Annotated in this window: 24 protein-coding genes and 1 pseudogene; 15 read left to right on the top strand and 10 right to left on the bottom strand. The window is 37.3% G+C overall.

What is annotated here, in order from left to right:
- Nucleotides 1–15 precede the first annotated feature (15 nt).
- On the top strand, nucleotides 16–849 hold the full coding sequence (locus FVB32_RS12270) for a DUF2306 domain-containing protein (RefSeq protein ID WP_147744088.1): 834 nt from the start codon (nucleotides 16–18) through the stop codon (nucleotides 847–849).
- Between the two features lie 91 nt (nucleotides 850–940).
- On the top strand, nucleotides 941–1,804 hold the full coding sequence (locus FVB32_RS12265) for a hypothetical protein (RefSeq protein WP_147744087.1): 864 nt from the start codon (nucleotides 941–943) through the stop codon (nucleotides 1,802–1,804).
- 6 nt (nucleotides 1,805–1,810) lie between these two features.
- On the opposite strand, the gene carB is transcribed toward FVB32_RS12265, so the two are convergent.
- Nucleotides 1,811–4,663 (bottom strand): carbamoyl-phosphate synthase large subunit, encoded by a 2,853-nt coding sequence (gene carB / locus FVB32_RS12260; RefSeq protein ID WP_147744086.1) that lies wholly within the window; start codon nucleotides 4,661–4,663, stop codon nucleotides 1,811–1,813.
- 102 nt (nucleotides 4,664–4,765) lie between these two features.
- Complete coding sequence (gene rpmH / locus FVB32_RS12255) at nucleotides 4,766–4,924, bottom strand: 50S ribosomal protein L34 (protein ID WP_082433296.1); 159 nt, start codon at nucleotides 4,922–4,924, stop codon at nucleotides 4,766–4,768.
- A 170-nt stretch (nucleotides 4,925–5,094) separates the two neighbouring features.
- Between rpmH and FVB32_RS12250 the strand changes: the two genes are divergently transcribed.
- The 3 genes from FVB32_RS12250 to FVB32_RS12240 all read left to right on the top strand — a co-directional run bounded on the left by FVB32_RS12250 (nucleotide 5,095) and on the right by FVB32_RS12240 (nucleotide 6,972).
- Entirely contained in the window at nucleotides 5,095–5,610 is a 516-nt protein-coding gene (locus tag FVB32_RS12250; RefSeq protein WP_147744085.1) for a DUF2892 domain-containing protein, read from the top strand.
- A 182-nt stretch (nucleotides 5,611–5,792) separates the two neighbouring features.
- Entirely contained in the window at nucleotides 5,793–6,206 is a 414-nt protein-coding gene (locus FVB32_RS12245; RefSeq protein WP_147744084.1) for a hypothetical protein, read from the top strand.
- A 256-nt stretch (nucleotides 6,207–6,462) separates the two neighbouring features.
- A complete protein-coding gene (locus FVB32_RS12240) occupies nucleotides 6,463–6,972 on the top strand; it encodes a hypothetical protein (RefSeq protein ID WP_147744083.1) in 510 nt (169 codons plus the stop codon).
- Between the two features lie 52 nt (nucleotides 6,973–7,024).
- Here the strand turns inward: FVB32_RS12240 and FVB32_RS12235 are convergent, their stop codons facing one another.
- Both FVB32_RS12235 and FVB32_RS12230 read right to left on the bottom strand, forming a co-directional pair.
- Entirely contained in the window at nucleotides 7,025–7,978 is a 954-nt protein-coding gene (locus tag FVB32_RS12235; RefSeq protein WP_147744082.1) for a lytic transglycosylase domain-containing protein, read from the bottom strand.
- A gap of 31 nt (nucleotides 7,979–8,009) precedes the next feature.
- Nucleotides 8,010–8,687: an alpha/beta hydrolase gene (locus tag FVB32_RS12230; protein ID WP_147744081.1), complete on the bottom strand. Its 678-nt coding sequence runs from the start codon at nucleotides 8,685–8,687 to the stop codon at nucleotides 8,010–8,012.
- Between the two features lie 162 nt (nucleotides 8,688–8,849).
- Between FVB32_RS12230 and FVB32_RS12225 the strand changes: the two genes are divergently transcribed.
- The gene (locus FVB32_RS12225) at nucleotides 8,850–9,143 is read left to right on the top strand and encodes a GNAT family N-acetyltransferase (protein ID WP_147744080.1); all 294 of its coding nucleotides are present in this window, start codon (nucleotides 8,850–8,852) and stop codon (nucleotides 9,141–9,143) included.
- Nucleotides 9,144–9,188: 45 nt separating this feature from the next.
- Here FVB32_RS12225 and mtaB read toward each other — a convergent pair whose 3' ends face one another.
- The 4 genes and pseudogenes from mtaB to FVB32_RS18055 all read right to left on the bottom strand — a co-directional run.
- Nucleotides 9,189–10,517: a tRNA (N(6)-L-threonylcarbamoyladenosine(37)-C(2))-methylthiotransferase MtaB gene (gene mtaB / locus FVB32_RS12220; RefSeq protein WP_147744079.1), complete on the bottom strand. Its 1,329-nt coding sequence runs from the start codon at nucleotides 10,515–10,517 to the stop codon at nucleotides 9,189–9,191.
- A gap of 97 nt (nucleotides 10,518–10,614) precedes the next feature.
- A complete protein-coding gene (locus FVB32_RS12215) occupies nucleotides 10,615–11,400 on the bottom strand; it encodes an SDR family NAD(P)-dependent oxidoreductase (protein ID WP_147744078.1) in 786 nt (261 codons plus the stop codon).
- An 11-nt stretch (nucleotides 11,401–11,411) separates the two neighbouring features.
- Nucleotides 11,412–11,873 carry an SRPBCC family protein gene (locus FVB32_RS12210; RefSeq protein ID WP_147744077.1) on the bottom strand — a complete coding sequence of 154 codons (462 nt, stop codon included), beginning with the start codon at nucleotides 11,871–11,873 and terminating at the stop codon, nucleotides 11,412–11,414.
- An 11-nt stretch (nucleotides 11,874–11,884) separates the two neighbouring features.
- Nucleotides 11,885–12,145, bottom strand: a pseudogene (locus FVB32_RS18055) (DUF1330 domain-containing protein); the annotation flags it as partial.
- 130 nt (nucleotides 12,146–12,275) lie between these two features.
- Between FVB32_RS18055 and FVB32_RS12200 the strand changes: the two are divergent.
- Nucleotides 12,276–12,701 carry a winged helix-turn-helix transcriptional regulator gene (locus tag FVB32_RS12200; protein WP_147744076.1) on the top strand — a complete coding sequence of 142 codons (426 nt, stop codon included), beginning with the start codon at nucleotides 12,276–12,278 and terminating at the stop codon, nucleotides 12,699–12,701.
- A gap of 24 nt (nucleotides 12,702–12,725) precedes the next feature.
- Here FVB32_RS12200 and FVB32_RS12195 read toward each other — a convergent pair whose 3' ends face one another.
- Together FVB32_RS12195 and FVB32_RS12190 are read right to left on the bottom strand one after the other, a co-directional pair.
- Nucleotides 12,726–13,901 (bottom strand): GlmU family protein, encoded by a 1,176-nt coding sequence (locus FVB32_RS12195; protein ID WP_147744075.1) that lies wholly within the window; start codon nucleotides 13,899–13,901, stop codon nucleotides 12,726–12,728.
- A gap of 81 nt (nucleotides 13,902–13,982) precedes the next feature.
- Complete coding sequence (locus FVB32_RS12190; protein ID WP_147744074.1) at nucleotides 13,983–14,252, bottom strand: type B 50S ribosomal protein L31; 270 nt, start codon at nucleotides 14,250–14,252, stop codon at nucleotides 13,983–13,985.
- 163 nt (nucleotides 14,253–14,415) lie between these two features.
- On the opposite strand from FVB32_RS12190, the gene FVB32_RS12185 reads away from it, so the two are divergent.
- The 8 genes from FVB32_RS12185 (at nucleotide 14,416) to FVB32_RS12150 (ending at nucleotide 21,643) form a co-directional block, all read left to right on the top strand.
- Nucleotides 14,416–14,934, top strand: coding sequence for a DUF4199 domain-containing protein (locus tag FVB32_RS12185; protein WP_147744073.1), 519 nt, complete (start codon nucleotides 14,416–14,418; stop codon nucleotides 14,932–14,934).
- Nucleotides 14,935–14,979: 45 nt separating this feature from the next.
- Complete coding sequence (locus FVB32_RS12180; RefSeq protein WP_147744072.1) at nucleotides 14,980–15,927, top strand: glycosyltransferase family 2 protein; 948 nt, start codon at nucleotides 14,980–14,982, stop codon at nucleotides 15,925–15,927.
- A 57-nt stretch (nucleotides 15,928–15,984) separates the two neighbouring features.
- Nucleotides 15,985–17,691, top strand: a complete 1,707-nt coding sequence (locus tag FVB32_RS12175) for a phospho-sugar mutase (RefSeq protein WP_147744071.1) — start codon at nucleotides 15,985–15,987, stop codon at nucleotides 17,689–17,691.
- A 4-nt stretch (nucleotides 17,692–17,695) separates the two neighbouring features.
- A complete protein-coding gene (locus tag FVB32_RS12170; protein ID WP_147744070.1) occupies nucleotides 17,696–19,522 on the top strand; it encodes an ABC transporter ATP-binding protein in 1,827 nt (608 codons plus the stop codon).
- Between the two features lie 134 nt (nucleotides 19,523–19,656).
- Entirely contained in the window at nucleotides 19,657–20,199 is a 543-nt protein-coding gene (locus FVB32_RS12165) for an RNA polymerase sigma factor (RefSeq protein WP_147744069.1), read from the top strand.
- Nucleotides 20,200–20,232: 33 nt separating this feature from the next.
- Nucleotides 20,233–20,745, top strand: coding sequence for a hypothetical protein (locus tag FVB32_RS12160; protein ID WP_147744068.1), 513 nt, complete (start codon nucleotides 20,233–20,235; stop codon nucleotides 20,743–20,745).
- Nucleotides 20,738–21,181, top strand: a complete 444-nt coding sequence (locus FVB32_RS12155) for a hypothetical protein (RefSeq protein ID WP_147744067.1) — start codon at nucleotides 20,738–20,740, stop codon at nucleotides 21,179–21,181. Before FVB32_RS12160 ends, FVB32_RS12155 begins: the two co-directional genes overlap by 8 nt.
- Before the next feature lie 111 nt (nucleotides 21,182–21,292).
- Nucleotides 21,293–21,643, top strand: coding sequence for a DUF6515 family protein (locus FVB32_RS12150; RefSeq protein WP_147744066.1), 351 nt, complete (start codon nucleotides 21,293–21,295; stop codon nucleotides 21,641–21,643).
- Nucleotides 21,644–21,681: the final 38 nt, after the last annotated feature.

The raw sequence follows: 21,681 nt of genomic DNA, 5'->3' as shown, positions 1-21,681 counted from the left end.
AAAAAACGAACAATCATGATTTCTAAAACGAACACAACAGGTGTTGTAAGCTCTATAACACCATGGCCTTTTAAAATGCTTACAATCTCAGCCCAACTTTGGTTTATTACAGCAGTTTTGGGCCAATGGCTTTTTGCATTTTATGTTGCGGCCTTTTATGGCGGTGCAGCAATGGATTCCGACTTTATGCGATGGAATAGAGTATTGCCTCATGGCTATGTAGAAGGTGAAACCATGGGAAATGTTGCTGTGGGCATTCATCTTTTGTTTGCAGTAATTGTTATGGTTGGAGGTCCCATTCAATTTATTCCTCAGCTTAGAAACTATGCTCCAAAGTTTCATAGGTGGAACGGACGGTTTTATATTACAGCAGCCTTTCTTATCAGTTTAAGTGGGGTTTATATGGTAATTACAAAAGGAACCATTTCTGGCATAGTTGGCGATATCAGCGTAAGTCTTAACGGTCTATTAATTCTAATTTTTGCTTATTTAACAATTCGAAATGCCATAGGGCGTAAGTTTGATGTGCATAGACGCTGGGCACTGAGATTGTTTCTTGTTATGGCCGGTGTATGGTTCTTTAGAATTGGGCTAATGTTTTGGTTATTTATAAATAAAGGCCCTGTGGGTTTTGATCCTGAAACCTTTAGAGGTCCCTTCTTAACTTTTCTTGGATTTGGCCAATATCTTATTCCATTAATATTATTGGAGCTTTATTTTATTGCTCAAAAGAAGAAAAGCACGGCAATCCAATATGTAATGTCATTTGGATTGGTGTTTGTAACCATTGTAACAGCCATTGGTGTTTTTGCGGCAACAATGGGTATGTGGTTACCGAGAATTAGTTGATTTTAAATCAGCCTTAAAGCTTTTCTTCTTTTCGATAAACGGTATACTTTCTTTTCCTGTATTCCGTTATGTATCAGAAAACTAGTTGGTTATGAAGAAGCTATATGTATTGTATCTATTATTGGTATTGATTTTTAACGGATGTTCCTCCGATGCTATTGAACCTATTACTTCTGGTGATGAATCTTCAGAAGAGATGAATGATGATTCCGATTCAAACAATGATGATACGCCAAACCCTGATGAAACCCCAAACCCTGATGAAACTCCAGAAACATCGTTTATCACCGATAATTTTGAGGGAACTGGGCCTTTAATGGATTTTGTCATCAATAACGAAGCTGCACTACCAGAGGTAGGGCGAGTAGATGGTAGGTATAGAGCAGAACTTACAGATAATACAGATGACATCACCTTACATTTTAATGATGACCAAGGGAGGTTGGATGCCAAGCTGTTGTCGTTTCCATTTGAATTTATAGCCAGAAATATTGGTATTGGTTCCATTGGAGATTCCCAAATAGCACCAAATCCGGTGAACTCGCTTTACATATTCTCAGGAGTTCAGATCCATGTTGAAACATTGGACTCATTCAACTCGGCACATGTTGTCGTTGGACATAGAGGCAACACGCATTTTACCATCGAAGGAAAAAATACTGTAGATGGTAACTCCTCGGTAAATGATATTGGAGCAAACACCGCCCCAAATGGGAAAGCGGATATTAGAATTGTTGGTAGTGAAAACCAAACTATTACCGTGTATTGGCAAACACCAAACCTAACTTTTGAAACCGAGGATGACAACTGGACAGCCTATAACGAAACAGGAAGTTTACCTGGCACAGCACCAGCCTTTGGAGCTAACGTTTATGTAGGTCTTATAACCTATGCGTTTGGCACCAATGGTGTCCCATTTGTTGGCACCTGCGATGCAATCCAAATATCCGATTAGCAAATTCTATTTGCTCAAATACATTTTTCTGCGGGAGTACAAATTGTAAAACTCATCGTCTTTTAAGCCATCTATAAACAAAATACTTTCTCCAGTACTCTTCATTTCTGGCCCCAAATTCTTGTTGACATTGGGAAACTTGTTAAATGAGAATACCGGTTGCTTTATGGCATAACCATCAAGTTGAGGTTTAAAATCAAAATCCTTGATTTTCTTTTCGCCCAACATTACTTTGGTAGCAAAGTTTACATAAGGTTCTTTGTATGCTTTGGCTATAAAGGGTACTGTACGTGATGCTCTTGGGTTAGCCTCAATGATATATACAATATCGTCTTTAATGGCAAACTGAATATTGATTAATCCCACCGTGTTCAAAGCCATTGCTATCTTATGCGTATGGTCTTTTATCTGCTGCATTACAAATTCCCCTAAGTTAAACGGAGGTAAGGTAGCATTGGAGTCCCCCGAGTGTATTCCACAAGGTTCAATATGCTCCATAATCCCAATGATATAGATATCCTCACCATCACAGATGGCATCAGCTTCAGCCTCAATAGCTCCATCTAAATAATGATCCAAAAGCAATTTGTTATTAGGAATTTTTGCCAATAAATCAACAACATGGGCTTCAAGTTCTTCTCTGTTGATTACAATCTTCATTCCTTGTCCACCCAACACATAAGAAGGTCTTACCAAAAGCGGGAAACCAAGTTCATCTGAAAGATCTAGGGCTTCATCTGCCGTTTCCGCCACGCCAAATTTTGGATATGGAATATTGTTTTCTTTTAATAGTGTAGAAAAACTTCCTCTATCTTCCGCCAAATCCAGAGATTCAAAACTGGTCCCTATAATTTTGATCCCATTTTTTTCGAGTTTCTCTGCCAATTTCAAAGCGGTTTGCCCACCTAATTGGACGATAACGCCTTCTGGTTTTTCATGTAAAATGATATCGTAGATATGCTCCCAGAAAACAGGTTCAAAATACAGTTTATCTGCGGTATCAAAATCGGTTGAAACCGTTTCGGGGTTACAATTGATCATGATGGTTTCGTACCCACATTCTGCAGCAGCAAGAACCCCATGTACGCAGCAATAATCAAACTCAATCCCCTGCCCTATTCTATTTGGGCCTGAACCAAGTACTACAATCTTCTTTTTATCGGTTACTTCACTGTCATTGGCAACATAGCGTTTTCCATCTGCCGTTTCAATTTCCTCCTCAAATGTAGAATAGTAATAAGGAGTCATGGCTTTAAATTCCGCTGCACAGGTATCTACTAGCTTATACACTCTATTGATGCTGAGGCTTGTACGTTTTTTGTGCACTTCACTTTCGTAACAATCCAGCATATGTGCTATTTGGCGGTCCGCAAAGCCTTTCTGTTTTGCCTCAAGTAAAAGTGCTTTAGGTAAGCTTTCAATGGTATGTTTTGAAATCTCAACCTCCAAATAATGTAGTTCTTCATATTGCTTAAGAAACCACATGTCGATTTTGGTAATCTCGTGGATTCGGCTTAACGGAATCCCCAATTGAATGGCATCATAAATTACGAACACCCTATCCCAACTTGGTACTTTCAGTTTTTGGATAATCGTATCGTAATCCTTGTATCCCTTTCCATCTGCACCAAGACCATTTCTTTTTATTTCCAAAGACTGGGTGGCCTTGTGTAGCGCTTCTTGAAAGGAACGTCCTATCCCCATCACTTCTCCTACAGATTTCATTTGAAGCCCTAAGGTTCTATCAGAGCCTTCAAACTTATCAAAGTTCCATCGTGGGATCTTTACGATCACATAATCCAAGGTAGGTTCAAACAAGGCTGATGTAGACTTGGTGATTTGATTGTCTAATTCATCCAAACTATATCCGATGGCCAATTTTGCTGCAATTTTTGCAATAGGATATCCGGTAGCTTTTGATGCTAGGGCAGATGATCTAGAAACCCTTGGGTTAATTTCGATGGCAATGATATCTTCTTTTTCATCTGGGCTTACCGCAAACTGCACATTACATCCTCCGGCAAAATCCCCAATGCTTCGCATCATATGAATCGCCATATCTCTCATCCGTTGATAGGTACGGTCTGAAAGTGTCATTGTTGGCGCAACGGTTATGGAATCCCCTGTGTGGATACCCATAGGGTCCATGTTTTCAATGGCACAAATAATCACTACGTTGTCATTCTTGTCACGAAGCAATTCCAATTCGTATTCCTTCCATCCCATAAGAGCTTTATCAATCATTACTTCGTGAATGGGAGAAACCTCCAGTCCATGACTCAGTAACCCATCAAAATCTTCTGGGTCGTAAACAATTGACGCTCCTGCGCCACCCAAAGTAAACGAAGCTCTGATTACCAGAGGAAAGCCAAATTCTTGTGCTATTTCCTTTCCTTTCAAAAAAGATGTGGCCGTGGCTTGTGGTGCCATCCCAACACCTATTTTGAGCATTAATTCCCTAAATTTCTCCCTATCCTCGGTGATATTGATGGCATCAATATCCACTCCAATGATCTCTACACCAAAGTCTTCCCAAATCCCTTTTTCATCAGCTTCTATACAAAGGTTCAAGGCAGTTTGCCCACCCATTGTTGGCAGTACGGCATCGATATTGGGATGATTCTTTAAAATCTCAATAATTGATTTTGTTGTCAACGGTTTTAAATAGATGTGATCTGCCATAACGGGGTCCGTCATAATAGTGGCAGGGTTACTGTTGATCAAAATAGTCTCTATTCCATCTTCACGAAGCGAGCGAAGCGCTTGGGAACCGGAATAATCAAACTCACATGCCTGGCCAATAATAATAGGTCCAGAACCAATAATCAAAATGGATTTAAGATCGTCTCTTTTTGGCATTCTAAATAGGGTTACTCGTTTACAAATTTTTCAAAATTAGGTCAAAAAAAAGGTGCTAAACTTGAAAAAGTAGCACCTTTATTAAAAAGTTATTTACAGTCATTATTTTTTATGACGTGGTTCTGATGAAACAGTTAGTTTTTTCCTTCCTTTCGCTCTCCTTCTCGCAAGAACCTTTCTACCATTGGCAGTCGCCATGCGCTCTCTAAAACCATGTTTATTTCTTCTCTTCCTTTTTGATGGCTGATATGTTCTTTTCATTTCTGAGCTCTTTATTGGATTTTTCCAGTAAGAAAATTAAATCTTCTTCTAAAATTCTGGGCGCAAATATACGAAGAGTTTTTACTTTGGCAAGTGCAAAAAGAAAATATTTAAAATAGTTTTTAGTACTTTTGCTGCCTCTTAAATTCAGGTAAAATCTCAGACAGCATATGTTCAACAAAAATATAAAACTAGTTATTGCCGGCCTTATCATTGCGTATGCGGTATATCAATTTATAGAAGGGTATATTGGCAATGGCATTTCCTTGATTTTTCTGTCGTTGGTATTTATCTTCCTCTATTTTAGAAATGAATTTATTCTTTTGGCCTTTCTTAGAATGCGTAAGCAGGATATGGACGGCACCCAGAAATGGTTGAGCAAAATTAAGAATCCCGAGGCTTCCTTAATTAAAAAGCAGCAGGGGTATTACAATTACCTACACGGGATTATTTATTCCCAAAAAAACCTGACCCAGGCCGAAAAATACTTTAAAAAAGCCTTGAAATTTGGATTGACCATGGATTATGATGTAGCCATGGCAAAGTTAAGTCTTGCAGGCATCTCCATGCAAAAACGCAGAAAGCGAGAAGCTACCCAATTGTTGCAGGAAGCCAAGAAACTAGACAAGAATAACATGCTCACAGAGCAGATCAAGATGATGCAACAGCAGATGAAGAAAATCTAAGTTGTTTTATTTTATTATCTCATTACATCTTTTTTTTCAATTTAATTAGAAGCGACCAACGCAATGGTCAAGTCTTAAGCCCTATTCATCAATTCAGTTCATAATTATTTAGTGTAATACCTTGAATTTGCTTTATAACAAATCATCGGGGTATAACATTAAATATTAATCTGAAGCGAATTATGAAAAACTACAAATTTTTGTGTGTTTTAGGAATCCTATTTTTTTTAAGTTCTTGTGCCACAATGTTTAGAACAGATAGTTATAGTGCCAATATAAAAGTAAAAGACAATCCAACAGCCAAAATTTACGTAAACGGAGAATATTTAGGCGAAGGAGAGGTTACTAAAATTCTGCGGAGATCAAAAGATATGACCGTTCAATTAAAACAGGATGGATGTCCTGATTATGTAAAAAATTTCGACAAAAAATTAAGCGTTGGGTTTATATTTTTCAATTTTACTGCTATAGGAGTAGTTGTTGATCTTGGAAATGGAGCCATTTACACCCCTGACAACAGTTATTCAGAAATAACGAAAGTAAATAGCAAGGAATTTATTGTCGAATTAACTTATAATGACTGTCCCAGCCAATAGATTAGATTTAAAAACTTCACAAATAAAACCAGATAATGTCTACCATACATACTATCCAATTCAATTTGCATTTCTACATTTCTTCTAAAGACTCAAAATGATTTATTTCTCGGATTGTTAAATCTATTTCCCTGTGCCAGATTTTCTATAATACCCCTTATTAGGAATTTCCACCACATATTTTTTCCAGAATCATTGTTCAAATGCGGTTTGCGAAGCCATCAAATAATAAGTCCTATCTATCAATTTGACTTTCGTGGGAGAAGTCAAAAAACTTACCTTGTTTCAAATTCAGCCCAAATTAAAAATGAGCTATAAAGAGCAAGAAATCAAATTATCTTCAAACTGGACCAGTGCTGGGTTATATGTGGGAAGTATTCTTCTATTACTAATAAGCCCTGTGATAATTTTTGCAGCTAAAAAACAAGAATTTTATATGGGAATGATGATAGCTGTGTTAATATTTCTCAACCTTATTGGATTCCTTGTTTATCAATTTACGCACGTCTGTGATGCACGAATAATTGATGACAAAATTGTTTTGAAGAAGTTATTTAGACCTGAAAAAACATATTCTTTTGATAAAATAGGTTGTCCCTATTCATATCAATTAAAGAGAACAAAATACATTGCTGTCGAAATGAAAAATGAGGATAATACAGTAGAAAAATACTTGATCATAAACTCAAAATCACTGTTGTCATTTGAAAATAAAGATACGGAACAGGTATTGATAAGTCTACGCAATAAATCTAAAAATAAATAATCGCCTCACACATTTGTTATATTCCCACCACAGAGATTTAAGGTCTGCAAAATTATTGCCCTGTACCCGAGTTTCTATAATACCCCTTATTAGGAATTTCCACCACATACTTTTTACCAGAAGTATTATTCAAATGTGGTTCACGTAACCAAGGGTTATGTCTTTTTAAAACTTTGTAGTTGATTTCGTAAAGCTTGGCAAAATCGGCCCAACTGGCTACCGCAGAATCAACCTCAACAGAAAAAGTGGGTACTGCGTTGTAAAAATCTGCTTTTTCAACCGCAAATCCGTATTTATCAGGGTTGGAGATAATCTCTTTTATAGCCATAATGCGGAACACATATCGACCTGTCTCTTCACCAAGCAACAAATCGTAGTAGTCATCTGCTTTTTGAATGTTCATGTATTTACGTATGCCTCCGGGGCCGGCATTGTAGGCTGCAGCAGTCAAGGTCCAACTTCCAAATCGTTTTTTCCATTTTTTTATATAGTCACAAGCTACTTGAGTAGATTTTTCAATATGATAGCGTTCATCCACATTGGAGTTCACTTCAAGACCATATTCTTTGCCGGTTGCCTTCATTATCTGCCAAAATCCTGTGGCACCGGCATGGGATACAGCATTCTGTAAACCACTTTCGGCTACTGCCAAGTATTTAAAATCATCTGGAATCCCATTTTTAGCCAAAATGGGTTCTATAATGGGAAAATATTTATTGGCACGTTTCATCAACAATAAAGCGTTAGACTGCCAATAAGTATTCACCAAAAATTCACGGTCAACACGCTCCATAATTTCAGGGTCTTCCAACGGCACTTGTTCTCCAGCAAAATTTAAATCACTGGGGATTTCAATAGCACTTATTTTATAGCCTTCGGCCACATTCTTATCAGAAACCTCTACTTCCGCAGGTTTTTCCACTTTGTCTGATTGTACCGCAAAAACAAGACTACCCACAACTACAACCAATCCTATACCCGCCAAAATGTTTTTTATGTGCTTCATGCTATTCATTCATTAATGTTATATAAAGATACTATATAGAACTGCCTTCTTCTAAAATAATTGCAGGCAGGTTCTCATTAAACCATTTTGCCCGATGGATTATCATGGTATGCGTTCCATTTTTAACAGGAATGCAATCTTTTATATTGGCAATGGGAAATACATTGTCCTTAACCCCATGAATGTGCACAAGATTGGTAGGTGGTGCTGTTTGCTCCCAACCTACAATGTTGTCAATTGCCCAATCTATATAGCGTTTATCTCGTATGGAGAGGTATTTTTCATAGAGTTCGAGTCGCTTGGTCACTGTTTCACCAAAGGCATATTTGGCCAAAAGCTCCACATTATTGACTAACCCTGTGGGCAACAACTTGTGTGCTTTGGTATATTTTGCAAAGAGCATTTTTTTTGGCAGTTCAGAATGCTGTTTTACACAAGAGACTGCAATTATTTTTGAAGTGCCCATATGTTTCGCCATTTCTTGGACTAAAAGTCCCCCAAAGGAAACACCTAACAGCACCGGGTTTTTATGTGTGATTTTTTTGCACATTTCCACTGCATAGGCTTCAAAGCTCATTCCTTTTAATGGTACAAACCATTCCAAGGTGTGCAATGCGAAATGTTCTTCGGGTAGTTTTAGGCCATCAAAAATTGATGGATTTGCAGCCATTCCCGGCATAAGGTATATATGTATTCTATTGTCGGGCATATCTCACCGAATAACGATTTGGCTAGGAAATTAGGGAATTTTTGACTAATTTTGTGTCCCTTTTGCAATAAGCCTCACGTATTTGCATACATGCAAGAGTTAGGGTAGCAGTGGAATTATCATTTTGGTAATTGAACTGTGTCAATTTTAAAACAATACTATATGACAGAAATGGAAATTAATGACAATAGTTTCTTGCGCCAATTTGAAACTAAGGTTGATGGGCATTTAGCTAAAATTGAGTACTCCTCACAAGAGCGCAAGGTATTTTTAACCAAACTAGTAATACCTGAAGAAATTACCCAAGATGGTTTTAAAGAAACATTTATTAAAGCCGTTTTGCATGAAATCCAAGAAAAAAACCTACGAGTTGTTCCTACTAGCCCTCATATAGCAGGTTTTTTAAGAAAGAACAGACAGTACAAAGAGATGCTTCCCGTAGGGATACGCATCTAACCAAAAAAGTTAGATTTTAAAAAACCTCTCCATCGAGAGGTTTTTTTATGCCAAAATTTTACTGGAGATAAATTCAAAACGCACCAAACCATCCTCATCAATATCTGTAAGCTCCACTTGGTGTAAGGTATTTACTAATTCTGGATTCCACGGAGCTTTTACCTTCACGTAATTTTCCGTAAACCCATGAATATAGCCAGACTTATTCTCCCCTTCAAAAAGAACAGTACGCTCACTGCCTATTTGACTTTCATAAAAAGCCCTTCGCTTTTTGGCCGAAAGTCCACGCAACATTTTACTCCGCTTATTGCGTATATTTTTAGGCACTACGTTTTCCATATTCGCAGCTACGGTATTATCTCTTTCTGAGTAGGTAAACACATGCAAATAGGAAATATCCAATTCATTAAGAAAGTGATAGGTTTCTAAAAAGTGCTCATCGGTCTCTCCAGGAAAACCAACAATAACATCAACTCCAACGCAGGCATGCGGCATGGTTTGCTTAATTCGGTTTACCCTATCCACATAAAGATTGGATAGGTATCTACGTCGCATCAACTTTAAAATCTCATCGCTCCCACTCTGCAAGGGAATATGAAAATGAGGAACAAAGGCATTGCTTTTGGCTACAAAATCAATAGTCTCGTTCTTTAATAAATTGGGCTCAATTGACGATATTCTTAACCGGTGTATGCCTTCTACTTCATCTAGGGCTCTCACCAAATCTAAGAAAGTATGTTCGTGCCTTTTATTTCCGAACTCCCCTTTACCATAGTCCCCAATATTAACACCTGTTAAAACAATTTCTTTGATACCTTGAGCAGAAATTTCTGCGGCATTCTTGAGCACATTTTCTAAAGTATCACTTCGTGATATACCTCGCGCCAAAGGGATAGTGCAATAAGTACATTTATAATCACATCCATCTTGTACTTTTAAAAAGGCTCTTGTCCTATCACCTATCGCATAACTCCCTACATAAAAATCGGCATCTTCAATTTCACAGGAGTGTACCTCGCCCCTATCATTTTTGGTAAGGTCATTAAGGTAGTCGGTGATTTTAAACTTTTCCGTTGCTCCCAATACTAAATCCACACCATCCACTGCAGCCAGCTCCTCTGGCTTTAGCTGTGCATAGCATCCTACAGCAGCTACGAATGCTTCTGGATTACTCTTTTGCGCCTGTTTTACAATGGTTTTAAAGCGTTTATCCGCATTTTCCGTTACCGAACAGGTATTGATAACATAAATATCCGCATGCTCGGAAAAGTCCACGCGTTCAAATCCCTCTCCAGTAAAACTTCTGGCAATTGTAGATGTCTCAGAGAAGTTAAGCTTGCAACCTAATGTATAAAAAGCAACTTTTTTGCTCATGGTAAACCCCTGATTTTAAGGGCTGCAAAGTTACTAAATTGATTTGAGTTTTAGTTGTTGGCAAAACTTATAAATAAGAAACATGCTTAGCATTCAACTACTCTAAAATGTGCCCCACAGATTGGTTTACAATGGTGCCAGTCATGTAACTTGCCAATTCAGATGCTGCTAAAACCACGACGTTTGCTGTATTTTCTGTGGAAGGAAGTTTTTTCATAGCAGTTTTGTTTTCTACTATAAATTGTTGCATTTCATCTCTGCCTATTCCCATGTTTAACCCCATGGTGGTAAACGTATAATCAATTGTTGGGGAGTCTGGCATTGCCTCAGTTCGTACCCCGATTACCCTAACACCTTCTGGTCCCCATTCGTTTGCCAAACTTTTCAACAAACCTTCGGTAGCTGCATGAGATGCTGTTAAAGCAGGACTCCAAGGTGAGCCCACCTTAGCTAAGGTAGATGTGATAAAAACAATAACTCCTTGTCCTTGTTTAGACATAATTGGGTAAGCGGCTTTAGCAGTGAGAAACTGGCAAGCGGTTGTTGATTTCAAAGGCATCATAAATTGCTCTAAGGACACTTCCATTGCTGGTTTCCCATGATTGTACTCTGCCGGATTTGATGCACTTAAATTAATCACAATATCAACACTTACATCCTCTTTTTTAAACCAATTAAAGTACTCTTTAATAGCTGCCTCGTTTAGCGTATCTAACTTTCGTATTTGGCCTAATGCTGATTCTTCCACAATACCGTCTACATTAATATCTGACATGAAAACGGTGGCTCCTTGCATTTTTAATGCTTTTGATACTTGAACCCCTAAAGCTCCTTTTGCCCCAAAAACGAGTGCATTCTTATTTACTAGCAATTGATTATTCATATAATGAAATTTTAATTTTGAGTATTAACTAGATTCGGGTTTCCAGTTCCTGTTTCCAAATACTGTTTAAGGCTATTGGTTATAAAATGGGTCCAACCGGCATCACAAATTTCATAACAATTGAGATCTGGAGTTAGTCCTTTATGTACAAATGAAAGTTGTGTCATATTGTCTTTTAATTGTTTAAAAACAAATTGTATCTCACTATTCAACCATTCTTCTTTTATGCCTTTGAGCCCTGAAAATGAATGATTTGCATGAATGCACTTCCACGCAACATAATTAAACTCCTTCAGTTCAGAAATCACAAACCTCCATTCCGTATTCTCTTCAAAAAAAATAGAAAACTCGCTCCCAATTTCATTTGCCATCTCATTATCTACATTTCCCCACCATTTGTTCACTTCAGTTGTTATTGCCTTAAAGGCATTTTCTTTTGATGTTTTAATGTCAATTGTTTTTTTAAAATCCATATCCAATAGTGTCAATTTTTTTTAGAATATTCTGGCGCTAGACATATCCAGCCCTGTGTGGTATTTTCATACAGTTTTTTATAGTTCTCATACTCCTTAGAATTATAAAATTCATACGCGTTATCCACAGACTTGAACTCTATAACTAGCACTACTTCTGAGGGAGCACCAGATAAAGTTTTAGCTTTTGGTGTTGCCACTAAAAATTTTCCATTAAACTTTTCCAGTATTTCGTCTATTGATTTTACAGGAGGAATGTAATTCCTCTTATCCGTTACGGTATAGTATAGCCTCTATTCATTAGTGTGTATTTTCACGTATATTTGACCAGTTGCAAAAAACAACTTATCAAATATATTAAACTAATTTCATTTTGCAACTAGTTTTAATATAAAACTTGCTATGAAAGAGTTAAAATCATCATGCCCTATAAATCAATACCTAGAAGTGTTTGGGGATAAATGGACCTTGCTGATAATAAGAGATATTATGTTTGATGGGAAACGATACTTTAATGAAATACGAGAATCTGATGAAAAAATTGCCAGTAATATTTTAACGGACAGACTTAATAAACTGGAAGAATCAGGAATTGTTATTAAAACAAAAGACGCTAAGCACAAACAAAAAAACATTTACACGTTAACCAAAACAGGTGTTGACTTAATGCCTATTATGATAGCAATGTCGTTATGGAGCTTAAATCATAGAAAAGTTTCTGAAAAAGATAGAGCACATGTCTCAGAACTTGTAAAAGGAGGTAAAGATTTACAGGATAAAATGAGTGCAGCCCTTTTAAAGGAGTACGAAGCTATTTCTGAAAATTAGATTAAAAGTTTACTTAAAACTTCTTTAGTAATTCCGCCACTTTTTGGTCAGCTCAAATACATGTTCCAAAATACGAGCTTCTTTTTCATCAAATGCGACTCCACGGCGTGCCATCATCACTTCAGCAGCTTCAAAAGCTTTTTTGGGCATATAGGTAGTAAAACCTGAAGCCCCTCCCCAACTAAAACTAGGTACAAAATTTCTGGGGAATCCTGGGACATAGATATTGGAATTTACCCCAATGACCGTTCCGGTGTTGAGCATGGTGTTAATGGCCGTTTTACTATGATCACCCATCATCAATCCACAAAACTGTAGCCCTGTATGGTCAAATTTTTCTGTGGCATAGTTCCACAACCGCACTTTAGCATAGTTGTTTTTTAGGTTGGAGTTGTTGGAATCCGCTCCGATATTACACCATTCACCCAATACCGCATTTCCCAAATAACCATCGTGTCCCTTACTGGAATAGCCAAATATGACTGAGTTATTCACTTCGCCACAGACTTTTCCATAAGGCCCTATAGTAGTTGGGCCGTACATTTTAGCGCCCATCTTTACCACAGCGTTTTCACATAATGCCAGGGCACCCCGGACAAGGCACCCTTCCCAAATCTCTGCGTTCCTACCAATATATATTGGTCCTTTGGAGGCGTTAAGGATACTATGCTCCACTTTTGCACCTTCTTCTAAAAAAATATTTTCAGGAGCAATTAATCTATTGGTATCTGAAATTGGAGCACTTTTCCGCCCCTTTGTAATTAAATCGAAATCTGCTTGAAGAGCTTCTCCATTTTTTGAAAAGATATCCCAAGTAAAGTCTACAGAAAATATATCCTCCGTATAATTAACTACAGTATACATAGAAGAATCAAATTCCTCTTTAGCATTTTTTGTTCGATAAGCCACCGCCTTGTCTTCAAGAAAAATGGCTTCCCCCTGTTTTAAGTCCTGTATGGCCTTCAAAAGTTGTTGGCTAGGTAAAAAAGAGGCAATTATAATGATGTTATCTTCAACATCGACCATTGGATATTTTTCACTCAAATACTTCTCCGTAAGATAACTTACAGACGTATCCAGATACTTTTCCCATTTTTCTTTTATGGTCAAAATCCCTATTCGAATCTCCGCAACAGGTCGTGTAAAAGTGAATGGTAATAGAGATGTTCTTTGTGGTCCATCAGAAAGAATATAGTTCATGGTGGTAGTTTGATAGGTGTAAAAATAAAAAACGCCCCTGATAATCATCAGAGGCGTCCAATATTATTAAGAAAAAATCGCTTATTCAGCTTTCTTTTCCTCTTTACTGAATTTTTTGTATTTGTTTTTGAACTTATCAATTCTACCTGCAGTATCAACCAATTTGGTTTTACCAGTATAGTATGGGTGAGAAGTTCTAGATATTTCCAATTTTACCAATGGATACTCTACACCATCAACAGTGATAGTTTCTTTTGCATCAGCAGTAGACTTGGTAATAAATACATCATCGTTGGACATATCTTTGAATGCTACCAATCTATAATTTTCTGGGTGTATACCTTTTCTCATCGTCTTAAAACTTATTCTCAGAATTTTCGAGGTGCAAATTTAATGATTTCTTTCAAAAAGCCAACCTAAAAACGCTAAAAAAGAAAAAATCTAATTTTGGGTGTAACAAAACTTTTAAGTTACTCACTAACAAGCAACAATCAACACAAAAATTTAGACAAAAATGGAGGAAAACAAACTTAAAACAAAAAATCTTACGGCAAGATTCGGCGTAATTGCCGGATTGGTTGGCATCGTGTTTGGCGTGATGCTATATTTTGCTGATTTACATTATGACAGAAGCTTTGCAATTCAATCCATACAATTCGCCATTCTTGGTGTTTTTGTTGTCATTGCTGCGATTCAATTTAAAAAAGCCAACAATGGCTACATAAAACTTGGTCAAGCAATTAAAATTGGAGCTGGGGTAGGATTAATCGCTGCACTTCTGGGTACCTTATATTTTCTTGTTCTTTCAAATGTAATTGAGCCGGATTATCTTGAAAATGCCACTGAAATTCAACGCATTAAAACTTTTGAGGAAAATCCTGGCATTACACAAGAACAATGGGATCAAGGAGTAGCGTTCCAAAAGAAGCTTTTCCCTGTATTTCTAGCCTTTGGACTAGTTATTAGTGCACTTTTTGGTTTGATCGTGGGACTCATAACTGGGCTCATAATTAAAAAGGAAGAACCAGCATAATACATCAAAAAATGCTACTTTTGGAAGGAATTCCAGAAATAAACAATGCAGATTTCTATTGTAATTCCTTTGCTCAACGAGCAAGAATCCATAAAAGAACTTCATGATTGGATTGCAAATGTTATGCAATCCAATCATTTTTTATATGAAATCATTTTTATTGATGACGGCAGCACCGATGGTTCATGGCAAATCATTCAGGAACTCTCTACAAAAAATAATGCCGTAAAGGGAATTCAATTCTTAAAAAACTTTGGGAAGTCGCAGGCCTTACACGCTGGTTTTAAGGCGGCTCAAGGCGATGTGGTCATTACCATGGATGCTGACCTGCAGGACAATCCCGAGGAAATTCCGGAGTTGTACAACTTGATTAAAGAAGATGGGAACCATGTGGTTTCTGGTTGGAAAAAGAAACGGTATGATTCTATCATTACCAAAAATATCCCATCTAAACTTTTTAACTGGGCCGCTAGGCGTACATCAGGTTTAAAACTTAACGATTTCAATTGCGGGTTGAAAGCATACCAAAGCGATGTGATCAAAAACATTGAGGTTTCGGGTGATATGCATCGGTATATTCCTGTTTTGGCCAAAAACGCAGGGTTTTCCAAAATAACTGAAAAAATAGTGCAACATCAAGCTAGAAAATATGGAAGCACCAAATTTGGTGCGGAACGCTTTGTTAATGGGTTTCTGGATTTGATTACCATTTGGTTCGTTTCCAAGTTTGGACGTCAACCTATGCATCTGTTTGGCGCTTTGGGCGTCCTCATGTTTATTGTAGGGCTGGGCTTCTCCATTTATTTGGGCGTGGATAAATTATATGTAAATCCAGTAGGGAGATTAATCACAGAACGTCCCCAATTTTATATCGCCCTGGCATCCATGATTATAGGAACCCAACTATTTTTAGCGGGCTTTTTAGGGGAAATCATGGTCCGTTCCAGAAAAAATGACACCCGCTACACCATCTCCAATAAAATTAATATTTAGGAAGGCTGCAAACACAGATTCTTCGTAATTTTGCCCCCATAAACAAGCACCATTAGCATGGATTCTATTACTTCAACCGCACAAACTTGGCTATCCGATTTTTTTGATGACGAAACCAAAAAAGAAATTCAACATCTTATCCAAAATGATCCAGAAGAATTAAAAGAACGCTTCTACAAAGACTTGGAATTTGGCACTGGAGGTATGCGGGGCGTAATGGGTGTGGGCACCAATAGAATCAACAAATATACCCTAGGAAAAAACACCCAGGGACTTAGCAATTATCTTAAAAAAATATATGCTAATCAAGAAATCAAGGTAGTTATTGCCTATGATTGTAGGCATAATTCTGACACCCTAGCAAGATTGGTTTCTGAAGTGTTCTCAGCAAATGGCATCAAGGTTTTTCTATTTTCTGAATTACGCACAACACCAGAGCTTTCGTTTGCGGTAAAGCACTTAAATTGCCATGCCGGTATTGTTTTGACAGCTTCGCACAACCCCCCAGAATATAACGGATACAAAGTATATTGGACAGATGGAGGTCAAATTGTACCTCCACAAGATGATGCCATCATTGCAGAAATAGACGCTTTGTCTTTTGAGGATATTAATTTTAATGCCAATCAAAATCTTATTCAACTTATTGATCAGGATGTGGACGAAGCTTTTTTTGAAGCTTCCGTAAGCAAAGGAAGTTTTGATGCCAAGGGTAAAGATGATTTTAAAATTGTATTCACTTCATTGCACGGTACGTCCATAACGGCCATTCCCGAGGTATTAAAAAGAGCAGGGTACAGCAACGTAACCATTATTGAGGAACAAGCAAAACCAGATGGCGCTTTCCCAACAGTGAAGTCTCCAAATCCAGAAGAGCCAGAGGCCTTAAAAATGGCTATTCAAAAAGCAGAAGCGGTTGGAGCTGATATGGTAGTGGGCACAGATCCAGATAGTGACCGATTAGGAATTGCTGTAAGAAACCTAGAAGGTAAGATTGAATTACTCAACGGAAATCAAACGATGGTCCTGATGACCAAATTCCTTTTGGACCAATACAAGCAAAAAGAACTCAAAGGCAATGAATTTGTAGCCACAACCATTGTCTCTACCCCAATGATGGCTCAAATGGCCAAAGCCTATGGCGTGGAATGCAAAACTTCCTTAACGGGATTTAAATGGATTGGCAAAATGATCAAAGATTTTCCAGATTCTAGGTTTATAGGAGGTGGAGAAGAGAGTTTTGGTTATATGGTGGGCGATTTTGTCCGAGATAAAGATGCCGTAACCTCTACCCTATTGGCTTGTGAAATTGCAGCAGATGCAAAGGCAAATGGCAGTTCTTTTTACGAAGCGCTTATCGATGCCTATGTAAACTTTGGTTTTTATAAAGAAAAATTAATCTCTTTAACCAAAAAAGGGATTAGTGGTGCCGAAGAAATCAAACAAATGTTGATTGATTTTAAGGATAACCCCGTAGAATCCGTGCAGGGATCTAAAGTAATTTGGATTGAGGATTATAACACCTCAATTGCTAAAAATGTGCAAACCGGTGAAGAGAAAATCATTGATTTACCAAAATCCAATGTTTTAATTTACGAAACCGAGGACGGCACCAGAATAGCTGCAAGACCAAGTGGTACTGAGCCTAAAGTCAAATTTTACATCAGTACAAATGCCAAATTGGAGAGAGCGGAGGATTATAAAGTCGTAAATTCGCGGCTGGACGCCAAAATTGAGGGTATTCTCTCAGAACTGAATTTATAGGTGCATGAATTACTTTAAAAAGATTATCCAGTTTGCGAGACCCTATCGCAAATACGGCTTTTTGAATATATTTTTTAATATTCTTTATGCCCTTTTTAGTGCGCTTTCTTTTGCAGCATTGATCCCAATGTTGGATGTATTGTTTAAACCTGAACAAAAAGTTTTGGTAGAACCAGTATATAAAGGCTTTTCTAAGTCAAAAGACTATTTACAGGACTATATAAACTATCACGTAAATGAATACTCCGGTGATGATGAAATGAAAGGTTTGGTCTTGGTTATTGGTTTGGTCTTGGTCCTATTCCTTCTTAAAAACGTATTCAACTATTTGGCCATGTACTTTATTACTTTTCTAAGAAATGGGGTTTTAAAGGATGTCCGTAACAAGATGTATCAGAAAATAGTAGACCTGCCAATATCTTTTTTCTCTGAAAAAAGAAAAGGAGATGTTATCGCAAGGATAACTTCAGATGTATTGGAAATTCAACATTCTTTTCTTTCTATACTTGAGTTGATAGTGCGGGAACCCCTGACCATTGTTTTTACTATTTTAATCATGTTTGGTATTAGTGCCAAGCTCACCATTTTTGTTTTTGTCTTTATTCCCATTGCTGGAATGATTATTTCCAGAATTGGAAAATCTCTAAAAAAACAATCAGATAAAGTCCAAAAAGAGCAAGGAGAATTCCTTTCCATAGTAGAAGAAACGCTTGGAGGTTTGAGAGTAATTAAAGCGTTTAATGCTGAATCCAAGTTTTTTAACACTTTTAAAGCTTCTACAAATCGTTTTTTTAGGTTCTCTAATTCTTTGCTAAACAGACAAAACTTAGCTTCACCTACAGGCGAGTTTCTGGGAATTTTAGTGATTGGCGTATTACTCTGGTTTGGAGGTAAAATGGTTTTGGTGGACAAGACCCTAGATGCTTCTTCTTTCATTGCCTACATGGGATTAGCCTATAACATCCTTACTCCAGCCAAAGCAATAAGCAAAGCTTCCTATGGGGTACGGAAAGGGAATGCTGCCGCGGAACGCGTTTTAGAAATATTAGAATCTGAAAACCCAATTGCTGATAGTATAGATCCCATTGAGAAAACAGATTTTACAGATGATATTGCTATCAAAGACATTTCATTCAAATATGAAGATGATTATGTTTTGGAGGATTTTAATCTGAAGGTCCAAAAAGGACAAACGGTGGCGCTTGTGGGACAGTCAGGAAGTGGGAAAAGTACCATTGCCAATTTAGTAACCCGCTTCTACGATGTAAATGCAGGTGAAATTTCAATAGACAATGTCAACATCAAAGAAATTACCAAAAAATCCCTTCGAGGTCTAATGGGATTGGTGACACAAGATTCCATTTTGTTCAATGATACGGTAAAAAACAACATCGGTTTAGGAAAAGAAGGAGCTACCGATGATGAAGTCATTGCAGCCGCCAAAGTAGCCAATGCGCATGATTTTATTATGGAATTGCCTAACGGATATGACACCAACATTGGTGATAGTGGAAACAAATTGAGTGGGGGGCAAAAACAACGACTATCCATTGCGAGGGCAGTATTGAAAAATCCACCAATCATGATTTTGGATGAAGCTACCTCCGCTTTGGATACAGAAAGTGAACGCTTGGTACAGGATGCCTTGGAAAAAATGATGCAGAACAGAACCTCCTTGGTCATTGCACATAGACTTTCTACCATTCAGAACGCAGATTCCATTGTTGTACTGAGTAAGGGAAAAATTATAGAGCAAGGCACTCATGATGAACTCATGAAATCTAAAAAAGGCTATAAAAAATTGGTTGAAATGCAATCATTTGCCCAATAGCGTATCAAAAAGTGATTGAATCGTCATCCTGAGCCTGTCGGAGTATGATCCTAATTTTTATTATACACCATTTCGCGATTTCTTATTAAACCTTTTTCAATTACCTTAGTCATAGCACCAAATTGTAAAAACAATTGATTGCTGAGGAAACCTTAGTTCAAGAACTAAAACAAAAAGAAAGTCAGGCAAAGGCCTTTGAGGTGTTGGTGAACACTTACAAAGAGCGTCTCTATTGGCACATTCGTAGAATTGTCCTGAATCATGATGATGCGGATGATGTATTACAGAATACTTTTATAAAAGTGTACAGGAATATAGAAGGATTCAAAGGAGACAGTAAATTGTATTCATGGATGTACCGTATAGCGACCAACGAATCCCTGACTTTTTTAAAACAAAAATCAAAAAAAGCAGGAATCAGTAATGAAGAACTTAAAATGTCATTGGTAGAAAATTTACAGTCTGATGTTTATTTCGAGGGAGATGAAATTCAACTAAAGTTACAAAAGGCATTGGCCACACTACCAGATAAACAAAAACTGGTCTTTACCATGAAGTATTTTCAGGAAATGAAATATGAAGAGATTTCAGAAGTATTAGAAACCTCGGTAGGAGCCTTAAAAACCTCATATCATTTGGCAGTAAAGAAAATTGAAACGTATCTTAAGGCAGATTAAACCTTTTAAGCAATTAAAAGTCAAAGTCGTAGAATGAAAGAGAACCACAAAAATAAATTCAAAACTCCTGAAGGGTACTTCGATACTTTCCATGAGCGCCTCATGGACAAGATAAATGAAGAAGAAACTGCCCAAGAAACATCTCTTATTCCAAAATCAGATGGTTTTGCTGTTCCGGATAAATACTTTGATACATTTAAGGTTGAGTCCGAACAGGTTAAAGTCGTTCAACTTAAATCATACAAAAAATTCTACTATGCAGCTGCATCGATTGCCGCACTATTCATTTTGTTTTTTGGGCTAACTTGGAAAGCAGATTCCCCTATAACTTTTGAAGATTTGGCCAATGCAGAATTAGATGCCTATTTTGAAAGCACAGAACTTAATATGAGTACTTATGAAATAGCTGAGGTAGTGTCTTTAAGTGACTTGGAAATAAATGAGGTGTTTGATAACACCCTGGAAGATGAAAATATCCTAGAATATTTGGATGAAAATGTAGAAGATATTGAGGACTTAAATTTAGATTACAATGACTATGAATAAAAGACTTCTTGCACTATGCATTCTTATGATGAATGTTACATGGTTCTATGCACAGGGGCCTGCGAGGGAACGCATAAAAACCTTAAAAGTAGCCTTTATAACAGAACGACTCAGCCTAACCAGTGAAGAGGCCCAATTGTTTTGGCCCGTATATAATGAACATGAAAAAATCTTGGAAGGCATAAGAAGAAAAGAACGTCTAGAGTTAAAATCCAAAGCTGTATTGCTCGAAAATATGTCCAGTAGTGAGTCCTCTGCATTGTTAGATGAATATGTTGCATTGCATGAAGCCAAATACAATGCCGAACAAGATTTTATAGCAAAAATCAGGAAAGTGATTCCTGCAAAAAAAACACTGTTGCTCCTTAAAGCAGAAGAAGATTTTAAAAAACGGTTACTCCAACAAATCAGAAAGCGTAAAATGGGCGAAAGGTGAAGCCAGGAAATCGACAAAAATCATTAAAAGGAGCCAAATGGCTCCTTTTTTAATTAAACCATTTCCCAATACCATAGTCATACTTCCAGAAAACCATTAAAATAAAATAGTATGAAAGCTTTAAAAACAATATTGGTTATTATAGCCTTTTTAGGGACCAGCGCCGCAACCAGCGCTCAAAAAACAGTTGTACGGGTTTATCCAAAACATGGAACAGTGGTTACAACAGTTAATAAACCTAAGGTTGTGGTTCATAAAAAAACAAACTTCTATTTCTCAGATGGGGTTTGGTATAAAACTAGGGGGAAGAAATATGTAGTTTGTGCAGCTCCTACCGGAATTAAAGTACGTAGACTACCAAGAGCGCGTAGGGTTGTTGTAGTCAATGGAAGAAAGCTCTATAAATATAAAGGAATTTGGTACAAGAAATCAGGACGACACTATGTAGTCCTGAACGTTTAGTTGGTTTGGTTAGAGGTTAGTTAAAAGGCGGCGATTTT

This window comes from Flagellimonas hymeniacidonis (assembly GCF_008040165.1).
Classification (GTDB): domain Bacteria; phylum Bacteroidota; class Bacteroidia; order Flavobacteriales; family Flavobacteriaceae; genus Flagellimonas; species Flagellimonas hymeniacidonis.
This window is presented reverse-complemented; position numbering and strand designations above follow the sequence as displayed.